The 1,937-nt window shown below is 69.0% G+C and carries 5 protein-coding genes; all 5 read right to left on the bottom strand.

Going from position 1 to position 1,937, the window contains the following annotated elements:
* Positions 1 to 131: 131 nt before the first annotated feature.
* Genes NA10_RS29235 through NA10_RS29215 form a run of 5 tightly spaced genes read right to left on the bottom strand, consistent with a single transcriptional unit; the run spans position 132 to position 1,860 of the window.
* A complete protein-coding gene (locus NA10_RS29235; RefSeq protein ID WP_067573693.1) occupies positions 132 to 536 on the bottom strand; it encodes a hypothetical protein in 405 nt (134 codons plus the stop codon).
* Positions 533 to 781, bottom strand: coding sequence for a hypothetical protein (locus NA10_RS29230; protein ID WP_067573691.1), 249 nt, complete (start codon positions 779 to 781; stop codon positions 533 to 535). Before NA10_RS29230 ends, NA10_RS29235 begins: the two co-directional genes overlap by 4 nt.
* A 4-nt stretch (positions 782 to 785) precedes the next feature.
* Positions 786 to 1,097, bottom strand: coding sequence for a phage head completion protein (locus NA10_RS37770; protein ID WP_067573689.1), 312 nt, complete (start codon positions 1,095 to 1,097; stop codon positions 786 to 788).
* On the bottom strand, positions 1,094 to 1,471 hold the full coding sequence (locus tag NA10_RS37765; protein ID WP_169812666.1) for a hypothetical protein: 378 nt from the start codon (positions 1,469 to 1,471) through the stop codon (positions 1,094 to 1,096). The genes NA10_RS37770 and NA10_RS37765 overlap by 4 nt, the downstream gene beginning before the upstream one ends.
* A complete protein-coding gene (locus NA10_RS29215; protein WP_067573685.1) occupies positions 1,468 to 1,860 on the bottom strand; it encodes a hypothetical protein in 393 nt (130 codons plus the stop codon). The genes NA10_RS37765 and NA10_RS29215 overlap by 4 nt, the downstream gene beginning before the upstream one ends.
* Between the last annotated feature and the right edge of the window lie 77 nt (positions 1,861 to 1,937).

The raw sequence follows: 1,937 nt of genomic DNA, 5'->3' as shown, positions 1-1,937 counted from the left end.
GGTGGGCAGGGCCGGGCGGGTGGCAAGGGCGCTCACGAATACGCGCGCGTCTTGCCAGATTTTCACGTTGCCAGGGTTACGGGCCATGACAGAACCTCCTGAAATGCGGAATGGATGAGTGACAGCCCGAATTAGGCTGGGAGCGTGCGGGATTGGGCGCGGAATGTGAAGCTCGTGAGAATGCCCGCGTTGTTGGAGTCGCGAGCCTCGAGCAGCCCCGACGGCTCGGTGATCGTCGCGATATCCGGTACACCGCCCGCGAGCAGCAGACCGAGCGCGACCGCGGCGATGGTGCGGGACCGGTCACGCCCGTCGGCCCACACGGTGACGCGGATCGTCGGCGAGGTCGAGACCGGCCACGCGACGGGCCCGCTGTCGTCGAAAACCACTACGGCCGGAACGGATTTAGTTGTCCAGCCTGCGGGCAGGACTAGCCCGACGGTCGGGGCGGGCGCGGGCATCTTGGACGGCAGGACCGCGGCGAGATGGTTTTTCACTGCCTTCGCCGGATCGCCCGGAATGCGGAGCGGCTTCACGGTTTCTGGCGCACCGGCAGACCTGCCGCTGCTGCGGCGCGGGTGAGCACGCCGTCGGTGGCTTGCTGCTCGGCAGGCACCAGCACCGCGGCGGCGTTGCGGTCGGTGGTGTAGCCGTCGACGATCGCCTCGGATCCGATCTGTGAGGCGATCTCGTGGGCGGCGGCGTTGACCATCGGCGCAAACGCGGTTTTGAGCACTGCGGCGATGCCTACGCGATCGAGTCGGATATCGGCGTTGGCCATGGGATTACCCCTCTCCGGTCGAGCAGAGGGCGAGCGTCCCGGCACGACAAGCGCCACCGCGCCGGGGCTTCCACTGCTGCACTTCGATTCGGTAGCGGACGCCGTCGACGGTCAGCTCGTCGTTTCGAGTGAGGTCGACGGCCGGACGGAAGTACACCGAGACCGACACTTTCGCGCCGTTGCGGCCTCGATCGAGATAGGCCGGGGCCGCGGCCGGTGCGACGGCGGCGGCGACGAGCTCGACGTCGGAGGCCGGGACCGGGTTGCCGTCGTCGTCGAATCCGCCGCCGCGGTGCCGGATCACGATCTCGCTCACGGTCGCCTCACTGAGTCGCCGAAATACCAGACGGGCGAGGCCTGAGCGGCGATGCCGAGCAGGTCGGCATGAGCAGCGGTGAACACGAGTTGTCCGGCGGGCGTCGGGACCGTGCCGCCCTGTGCGAACGGCCCCATGCCGTCGGAATAGCTTGTGTGCCCGGTGAAGTCGGCCGGAGGTGCGAGCGCGGTCCGGACTACTTCGATGACGACGCGTTTGGCGATCGGGTCGACGTCGAGGATGTCGGGGCGGCGCGACGGGTCGCGGATCCATGCCTCGGCGGCGGCGAGCAGTAGCTCGGCGTCCGCGCGTTCGTCGGTGTCGAGAGGCCGCCAGCCGCGGGCGACCTCGTCGACAGTGGCGAGTGCCATCAAGCCCCGAAACGCTCGATCAGCTCGGCGCGGGTCATGCCTTCGGCTTCGGCCTCGTCCAGGCCGCGAGCCACGCCGTAGGCCTGCCACTCGGCCGCGGACGCGGTCCGCTTCGGCGCGAGCGGAACCTCGTCGACGACGGCCGGTGCCGGGACGGGGATATCGTCCTGGCCCTGGTCCTGGCCCTGGCTCTCGTCGACGATCTCGGAATCGACGATCTCGTCAATGTACGGCGCGAGCGCGCCTGCGGCGATGAGCCGGTCGACGTCCTCGTCGGGCAGGCCGACGATGATGTCGCCGCGGTGGCGCTTGGCGTACCGCTTGGCGGTGCCGTCCTCGCGGACCTCGACGATCTGGTCGAAATAGTCCGCGGTCAGGATGTATTCAGTCACGGCGTGGTCACCCCGGTGATCCACAGACCGGCCTTCGGCTGGTCAAGACCGAGCGCGCGCTTCTGCGAGGCGTCCGA

This window comes from Nocardia acidivorans NBRC 108247 (assembly GCF_001625085.1).
GTDB lineage: Bacteria > Actinomycetota > Actinomycetes > Mycobacteriales > Mycobacteriaceae > Nocardia > Nocardia acidivorans.
The sequence above is the reverse complement of the archived record's forward strand: the minus strand, read 5'-3'. Positions and strand labels throughout refer to the sequence as shown.